The sequence below is a fragment of the Amycolatopsis sp. NPDC026612 genome (assembly GCF_040638285.1).
GTDB lineage: Bacteria > Actinomycetota > Actinomycetes > Mycobacteriales > Pseudonocardiaceae > Amycolatopsis.
Window position 1 is genome coordinate 1 of record NZ_JBEZYB010000156.1, and the last position, 7,178, is coordinate 7,178.

Annotated in this window: 9 protein-coding genes, 1 tRNA gene and 1 pseudogene; 5 read left to right on the plus strand and 6 right to left on the minus strand. The window is 71.5% G+C overall.

Annotated features, from left to right (window positions below):
- Nucleotides 1-126: 126 nt before the first annotated feature.
- Entirely contained in the window at nt 127-1,056 is a 930-nt protein-coding gene (locus AB0F15_RS44480) for a neutral zinc metallopeptidase (protein ID WP_360283902.1), read from the minus strand.
- Between the two features lie 609 nt (nt 1,057-1,665).
- Here AB0F15_RS44480 and AB0F15_RS44485 point away from each other — a divergent pair.
- Entirely contained in the window at nt 1,666-2,139 is a 474-nt protein-coding gene (locus AB0F15_RS44485) for a MarR family transcriptional regulator (protein ID WP_360283904.1), read from the plus strand.
- Between the two features lie 32 nt (nt 2,140-2,171).
- On the opposite strand, the gene AB0F15_RS44490 is transcribed toward AB0F15_RS44485, so the two are convergent.
- A tRNA-Ser gene (locus AB0F15_RS44490) sits at nt 2,172-2,258 on the minus strand.
- Between the two features lie 141 nt (nt 2,259-2,399).
- Entirely contained in the window at nt 2,400-3,239 is an 840-nt protein-coding gene (locus tag AB0F15_RS44495; RefSeq protein ID WP_360283905.1) for a patatin-like phospholipase family protein, read from the minus strand.
- 38 nt (nt 3,240-3,277) lie between these two features.
- Between AB0F15_RS44495 and AB0F15_RS44500 the strand changes: the two genes are divergently transcribed.
- The gene (locus AB0F15_RS44500; RefSeq protein ID WP_360283906.1) at nt 3,278-3,433 is read left to right on the plus strand and encodes a hypothetical protein; all 156 of its coding nucleotides are present in this window, start codon (nt 3,278-3,280) and stop codon (nt 3,431-3,433) included.
- A 1-nt stretch (nt 3,434) separates the two neighbouring features.
- On the opposite strand, the gene AB0F15_RS44505 is transcribed toward AB0F15_RS44500, so the two are convergent.
- Nucleotides 3,435-3,716: a DUF2277 domain-containing protein gene (locus tag AB0F15_RS44505; protein ID WP_360283907.1), complete on the minus strand. Its 282-nt coding sequence runs from the start codon at nt 3,714-3,716 to the stop codon at nt 3,435-3,437.
- Nucleotides 3,717-3,817: 101 nt separating this feature from the next.
- Here AB0F15_RS44505 and AB0F15_RS44510 point away from each other — a divergent pair, with 101 nt between their 5' ends.
- Nucleotides 3,818-4,759, plus strand: a complete 942-nt coding sequence (locus tag AB0F15_RS44510) for an Ldh family oxidoreductase (RefSeq protein ID WP_360283909.1) — start codon at nt 3,818-3,820, stop codon at nt 4,757-4,759.
- Nucleotides 4,760-4,774: 15 nt separating this feature from the next.
- Here the strand turns inward: AB0F15_RS44510 and AB0F15_RS44515 are convergent, their stop codons facing one another.
- Nucleotides 4,775-4,999, minus strand: coding sequence for an RNA-binding S4 domain-containing protein (locus AB0F15_RS44515; protein ID WP_308671636.1), 225 nt, complete (start codon nt 4,997-4,999; stop codon nt 4,775-4,777).
- 18 nt (nt 5,000-5,017) lie between these two features.
- Nucleotides 5,018-5,815, minus strand: coding sequence for a trypsin-like peptidase domain-containing protein (locus AB0F15_RS44520; protein WP_360283912.1), 798 nt, complete (start codon nt 5,813-5,815; stop codon nt 5,018-5,020).
- Nucleotides 5,816-5,962: 147 nt separating this feature from the next.
- Here AB0F15_RS44520 and AB0F15_RS44525 point away from each other — a divergent pair, with 147 nt between their 5' ends.
- On the plus strand, nt 5,963-6,781 hold the full coding sequence (locus AB0F15_RS44525; protein WP_360283914.1) for an SDR family NAD(P)-dependent oxidoreductase: 819 nt from the start codon (nt 5,963-5,965) through the stop codon (nt 6,779-6,781).
- Between the two features lie 88 nt (nt 6,782-6,869).
- Nucleotides 6,870-7,178, plus strand: a pseudogene (locus AB0F15_RS44530) (hypothetical protein); the annotation flags it as partial.

A 7,178-nucleotide genomic window follows, 5' to 3' on the forward strand; every position in this document is an offset into this window, starting at 1 on the left:
AGTGAACTGGACCGTCGCATTGTGCCTCTCCGGTGACGACCCCAGCCGGGGGTCCTTCGGTGCGTTGAACGCACCGAAGGCCACATTGGGTGCGTTGAACGCAACCAAGGCCACATTGGGGCGCTGCTAGCCCAGGTTGCTGGTGCCGAAGGTGTCGCAGCGTGCGGGTTCGCCGGTCTGGAACCCGGTGGTGAACCACTTCTTGCGCTGCGCGGACGTGCCGTGGGTGAACTTCGAGCGGTCCACCTGGCCGCCGCCGAGGTTCTGCTGGATGTAGTCGTCGCCGATGCGGGACGCGGTGTCCAGCGCGGAATTGATGTCGTCCTGCGTGACGTCGGTGATCAGCGGCTTGCCGCTCTCGGTCGGGGTCGTCGAGGCGTGGTTGCCCCAGACACCCGCGTAGCAGTCGGCCTGCAGCTCGAGGCGGACCGAACCGGACGTCGGACCGGAGCCGGTGCCCTTCTTCGAGGTGCCGAGCAGGTTCTGCACGTGGTGGCCGTACTCGTGGGCCAGCACGTACGCCTCGGTGAAGAGCCCGCCCTGCGCGCCGAAGCGGGTCTTGAGCTCGTCGAAGAAGGAAAGGTCGATGTAGACGTCGGAGTCGGCCGGGCAGTAGAACGGGCCGGTGTCGGAGGTGGCGCTGCCGCAGCCGGTGCGCACGCCGCCGTTGAAGAACTTCGTCGGCGCCTGCTGGTAGGTCGACCCCGAGCGCGCGAACTGCTGCGTCCAGTAGTCCTGGACGGAGTTGACGATCGCGACGATCGCGCAGTCGTGGTTCTTGTTGGCGTCCGCGCCGGTCTTGCACTCGCTCGAGAGCTTCGAGTTGTCGACCTGCTGGCCGGACCCGACGCTGCCGAGACCGCCGCTCAGCCCGCTGCCGCCCGTGCTGACCCCGCCCAGCTGGGACAGCACGAAGTAGATGATCAGCCCGACGACGCCGAGTCCGCCGCCGCCGAGCGCCACGCGGCCGCCGACCCCGCCGCCGCCGTCTCCACCGCTTCCGCGCAGGTCCTGGACCTCGGAGGCGTCCAGGCCGGCGTTGTCGTCGAATCTCACCAGCAAAGCGTACTGTTTCGATCGTTACCAAGCCGATCGGCAGCCACGGCGGAACGGGTGCCGGTGAGCGGGCCGGCTCCGGACCTTGTCCGCCTGCTTTCGGCTCGGATTGGTAACAGGCCTGGGTGCGTCCGTCGCGCTGACGGCCGCACCCAGGCCTGTACCGAGGTATGTCTTCTAGTCGAGCGGCTGGCCGCTTCCGGGCCGGCGTTCAGGCGCTGTCGTCACGGCTTCCGAGGCCGTGACCGGAACCAGGCCCGACCGACGCCGTATGCGTGAACGCATGGAAGCCCGCTCAATAGCTGTTCGCAGTCACGACCGAACCGGTGGCTTTCCGGGCCGGTCGCGGGGACGCAGCTGGCGGTCAACCGCGAGAATCACCCGTCACACAACCACCTGACCTCTCCTGGTGGGGAGCCGGGCCGGCACGTCGCCGTTGCCGCGCCACCTACCCTGGCCGACCATCCACCACAAGCAGAATGCGCCTTTCCCGGCCGAGTCTCAACCTTTTCGTAACCCCACCATCGGGCGATGTTGCAACGGTATTTCACCGGCCGCCGAATCGGGCTCGGACCGCGCGGTCCGTTGATCGACGTTCTACGCTGCATTATGGGCGAGGAGCGTGCTGTGCGGTGGTTGGACGAAGCTGAGATGGCGGCGTGGCGCTCCTACATCGTGGCGACCCTCCTGCTGCGGCAGCGGCTGCACCGCGAGCTGTCCGAGCGCCACGAAGTGTCACTGACGGACTACGAAGTGCTCGTCTGCCTGCAGTTCCAGCCCGACCGCCGGATGCGGATGTCGGAGCTGGCGATCTACATGGGATCGACGAAGAGCAAGCTTTCGCACCAGGTCGGCCGGCTGGAGAACGCGGGCCTGGTCCGGCGGGCGCGTGACCCGGACGACAAGCGCGGGGTCGTCACCGAACTGACCGAGCAGGGCGAGGCGCTGCTGGAGAAGGCCGCGCCGACGCACGTGGAGGGCGTGCGCGAACACCTCATCGACCTGCTGAGCCCCACGGAACAGGCGACGATCGCCGCGGCGTTCGAGCGGGTGCGGGTGCACCTGCTGGCCGCGGAAAGCTGAACCCGGGCGCACCGGCGCCCGGGTTCTCAAAGCGGTAGCGGTGGGATTCGAACCCACGGAGAGGTTGCCCCCTCGCATGTTTTCAAGACATGTTCCTTCGGCCGCTCGGACACGCTACCTCGCTCCACGAGCCTAGCCGACGGCCCGACGCAACCCGGGTCGCGCCTCGGACGTGCGCACCGCGTGCTGGACCTGGTCGTCGCGCACGTCGACGGGCCCGGTGGCGAGGATCGCCGGTCTGCTGGTTTCGGCCCGCCGGCCTAGGTCCAGGCCAGCGTGAGCGCCGCGCCCTGAGCGCGGCCCGCTTCGGCGGCCGGTGTGCGCGTCGACGGGTCCAGGGGGTTCTGGCCTGCCGCCGCGACCGATCGCTCGTCCGGGGTGATCAGCGCGACCTCCGCGCCCGCCGTGCGCAGCTCGTCGAGCACCGTGAGCAGCGGCTTCTCCGCCGGCAATGGCGACTCCAGGCCCAGCGGCGCGACGACCGTGACCCGGGTCGAGCCGGCCGCGTAGTCGGCGTTCTCGCCCGAGCGGACACCACCGTCGACGTAGCGGCGGCCGTCGATCGTCACCGCGGGCCAGACGCCCGGGACCGCGCAGCTCGCCGCCACCGCGTCGACGAGGGACACACCGGACGCGCGGTCGAACCGGCGCGGTTCGCCGGTTTCCGCGTCGACCGCCACGATGACCAGGCGCTGTTCGGGCCAGTCGTGCACCGGCAGGCGGGCCGCGATCACCGCGCGGCGCTCCGCTTCGGGCACCGTCGTGGCCGCCAGCGCCAGCTCCCCCACCGCCCGCCGCACGTCGGCCGGGGTCGTGGCGCCGGTGAGCGCTCCGCCGAAGTCGGCGGCGAACTTTTCGAAGTCGATGTCGGCCGGGATCTCCGGGGCCTGCCGCGCCGGCTCGGCCTGGCGCGCGAACAGCTCGTCCAGCGCAAGACCGCTGGTCACCTGGGCCGCGACCGCCGCGCCCGCCGACGTGCCGACGATCAGGTCCGCGCCGGTGAGGTCCTGGCCGTGCCTGGCCAAGCCCACCAGCAGCCCCGTCGTCCACGCGATCCCGGCGACCCCGCCGCCACCCAGCACCAGCGCCTGTCCACCCATGTCATCACCCTAGCGGGACTGGGAAAACGGCCGCGGCGATGACCGCGAAGATCGAGGGTTTCCACCACGTCAAGTTCCCCGTGCGGGACCTGGGGTACGAGCGCGTGCTGGGGCTCGAGGTCACCCACGAGTTCCCGGACGACGACGGCGTCGACCACACCGGCGAGCGCGGCTACGCGCAGCCGGTGCGCTGACTCAGGGCTGGCGCAGCGCTTTCGCGGCGATCCGCGCCCGCACCTCGGGGCGGCGCAGCGGGGGCACGGTCGCGGGTGGCTGGCGGCGCTCGGGCAGCTGCTCCAGCAGCCGCGCGGTGATCTCCGTGATCTCGGCGACCGCGGCCTCGAACGGCTCGCGCGTGGCGTCCGAAACCGACTGCACGCCGGTCACCTTGCGGACGTACTGGCGGGCCGCGGCCTCGATCTCCTCGCCCGTCGCGGCCGGCTGGAGCCCCCGGAGGGTGGTGATGTTTCGGCACATGGCGCCAAGGGTACGACGCTTCGGACGTCTCGATCACACGGTCGGGTAGGCCCGGCCCGGGTCCGTTGACGCCCGAACCGGGGCTGGGCAAGGTCGGGGAAGTGCCCCTCAGACCGCGTTCCTTCCGCTCCGCCCGCCCCGAAGCCGGCACCCTCGAAGAAGAACACCCGGAAACCCCGATCCCGGAACAGTCCTGGCCCCGTGTGCGGGCCGACGAGCTGGTCACCCTCGTGGCACACGTCTTCGCCGCCCACGGTCTCCCCGAAGCGCGCGCCCGCATAGCAGCCGAAGCGCTCTGCCACGGTGATCTGACCGGCTCGCCGGAGACCGGCGTCGCCGACCTGACCCGCGTGCACCTGCCACTGCTGAAGGACGGGCTCGTCGTGCCGCACGCCGAGCCGCTGATGATCGCCGACCGCGGCGCCGCCGCGCTGATCGACTACCGCCGCGCGCCCGGGCTCTGGGCCGTCGGCGACGCGATGGACCGGGCGGTGACGCGGGCCGGCCGCTTCGGCGTCGGGCTGGTCTCGCTGCGCGGCATCGGGCCGTTCGGCCGGGCCGGGCACCACGCCGCGCGGGCCCTGCCGCACGCGATGATCGGCCTGGTGCTCGCCGCGGGCGGTGAACCCGGCCAGCCGATCAACCCGCTGGGCATGGCCGCGCCGGGCGGCGCGTACCCCGAGTTCGTCTTCGACATGGACCGCCCCGGCTCGGAGGCCGCCGGGCTGACGCTGCTGGTCGAGGTCCTGGCCGGCGTGCTTTCCGGCGTCGCCGACCACGAGCACGACACCGGCCTGCTGGTGCTGGCGATCGCGCCGACGACCCTGCGCAGCGCCGACGGCTTCTACCGCGCCGCGAGCGCGCTGTTCGGCAGCATGCTCGGCTGGGACGGCGGCGCGCCGATCCGCTACCCCGGCTGGCGCGAGGCCCAGCACCTCGAGCAGTGCCGCGCACTGGGCGTGCCACTGGCCGGGCCGGTGCGCCGCGAACTGGACGCGCTCGCCGCTTCCCTCGGCTTGCCGCCGCTGACCAGCGTCGGCTGACCAGGCGGACGGCGGTCAGCGGACCAGGATGACCTTGCCGCGGGCCGGACCCACCGCCACGACGTCGCCGTCGGTCAGCTGGCGGCCACGGCGGGTCTCGACCTCGCCGTTGACCGTGACCTCTTCCGCGTCGATCAGGTCCTTGGCGTGGGAGCCGTCTTCGGCGAGGCCGGCCAGCTTGAGGAACTGGCCGAGCCGGATCGGCTCTCCGGTGATGGGTACGTCGACGGGCTCGCTCATGCCCCGCATCATGCCGGGTCAGGTCCGGGCGGTCGTCTGCCGGTAGAGCGCCAGGACGTCCGTGTCGAAGTAGCTGGAGTACGACGTGTCGGGGTCGTTGCCGCCGAACTCGAAGCCGCCGATGACGCCGATGACCGTGCCGAGCCGGGTCTGCGGGTTCTGCCCGGCCACCCACGGGCCGCCGCTCGTGCCGGTCGGGAAGCCCGCACAGTCCACCTTCAGCTGGTAGGTGTCCTGCTTGGTGGTGGTGTTCTGGCAGACCGCCGGCACCTCGGAGTCGTCCGGGTAGCCGGTGAGCGTGATGGGCTGCTCGAACGCGGTGCCGGTGGCCAGGAGGTTCGCGCCGACCAGGCTCTCCAGGGATTTCGTCGCGCCCGCCTGGTGGGCGGTGGCGAAGCCGACGTCGAGGTCCGGGTCCGACGACGCCGTCCAGCCCGGCGCGACCAGCTCGTCCGCCACCGTCCAGTAACCGAACGGCGCGATCCCGTCGTGGTAGCCGGGCGCGAAGGTGAGGCCGGTGAGGTAGCCGCCGCCCTCGCCGTCGTGGATGCAGTGGGCCGCGGTCAGCAGCACGTCGCCCCGCTCGCTGTGCACGACGCTGGCCGTGCAGTAGTGCGCCCCTTCGGCGAACAGCGCGCCGACCGCGGGGCTCGACACCGCGGGCAGGTCGACCGCCGGGGTGGCCTCGACGGTGGCGACGTCCGGCGCCGTCGCGCCCGCGGGCGGGGACTGGCGGGCGACGATCACGACGAAGGCCGCGCCGAGCAGCACGATCGCGACGAGGGTGAACAGAACGGCCAGCCGCCGCACGGGCATCGCCTCCTCGTCTCGGGCTGTCGCTGTCTCAGGCTGTCGACCAGACCACCATAGGGCGACGGACCGACACAATCAGCACACCCACAGCAAGCTCACAGCCGCTAACATTCGCTACTCGGGAGTAACACCTGACGGGCGGGAGGGCCGATGAAGCAGTTCGCGGACAAGGTCGTGGTGATCACCGGAGCGGGCTCGGGCATCGGCCGCGCGCTGGCGTGCGAGTTCGCCAGGCGCGGTGCCCGGGTCGCGCTCTCCGACGTCGACACCGCGAACGCGGAGGCCACGGCCAAGCTGGCCGGCGACAACGCCCGCGCCTACACCCTCGACGTCGCCGACCGCAGCGCCGTGCTCGCGCACGCCGAAGACGTCGCCGACGAATTCGGCGGCGTGAACGTGGTCGTGAACAACGCGGGTGTCGCGCTCGGCGCGAACGTCGAGGAAATGACGTTCGACGACTACGACTGGCTGATGGGGATCAACCTCGGCGGCGTCGTGAACGGCACGAAGGCGTTCCTGCCGCACCTGATCGCTTCCGGCGACGGGCACGTGGTGAACCTTTCCAGCGTGTTCGGCTTCGTTGGCGTGCCGACGCAGAGCGCGTACAACGCGGCGAAGTTCGCGGTTCGCGGATTCACCGAAGCACTGCGCGAAGAAATGCTGATCGCGCGGTACCCGGTCGCGGTGAGCTGCGTGCACCCCGGTGGAATCAAGACGAACATCGTGCGCAACTCCCGCAGCGCCGCCGACGACCAGGAAAAGGCGGCGCAGGGCTTCGAGCGGATCGCCCGCACCACACCGGAGAAGGCGGCGCAGACGATCCTGCGCGGGATCGAGCGGAAGTCGGCGCGGATCCTCATCGGCCCGGACGCCTACGTCATCGACGCCATTCCGCGCGTGCTCGGCTCCGCTTACCAGCGGCCGCTGGCGGCGCTCGCGCGGCTCGGGCTCAAACCGTCGGACCGGTGACCTTCACTCAATGGAGTTGCGTTTCTGACAGGACCGTCCGAAATGGTCCAGAATGCGGGGGTCCGCGAGCCCCGTACCGGAGGTCCCGATGCTCCGCACCGCACCGCGCAGTGCGACCCGCCCGTCCGGCGACCGCGCCGCGGTGGAGTTGCTGGATCGCACGGGCATCGTCGCGGCGAGCCTGCCCCAGCGGCGCCGCATCGACGACCAGGTCCTGGCGGCCGAGCCGATCTACACCCGGCCGCCGGTGTGCGACCAGGACCTGCGCCCGAAGTCGGTGGTGATCCGGCGGCGCGCCCGCACGTGGCTCGGCGGCGGCGCCGCGGTGCTGCTCGTCGCGGCCGGGTGGCTGGCCGGCGGGCTGTTCACCGGCGGCTGGTCCGGCTCGGCGCCGGAC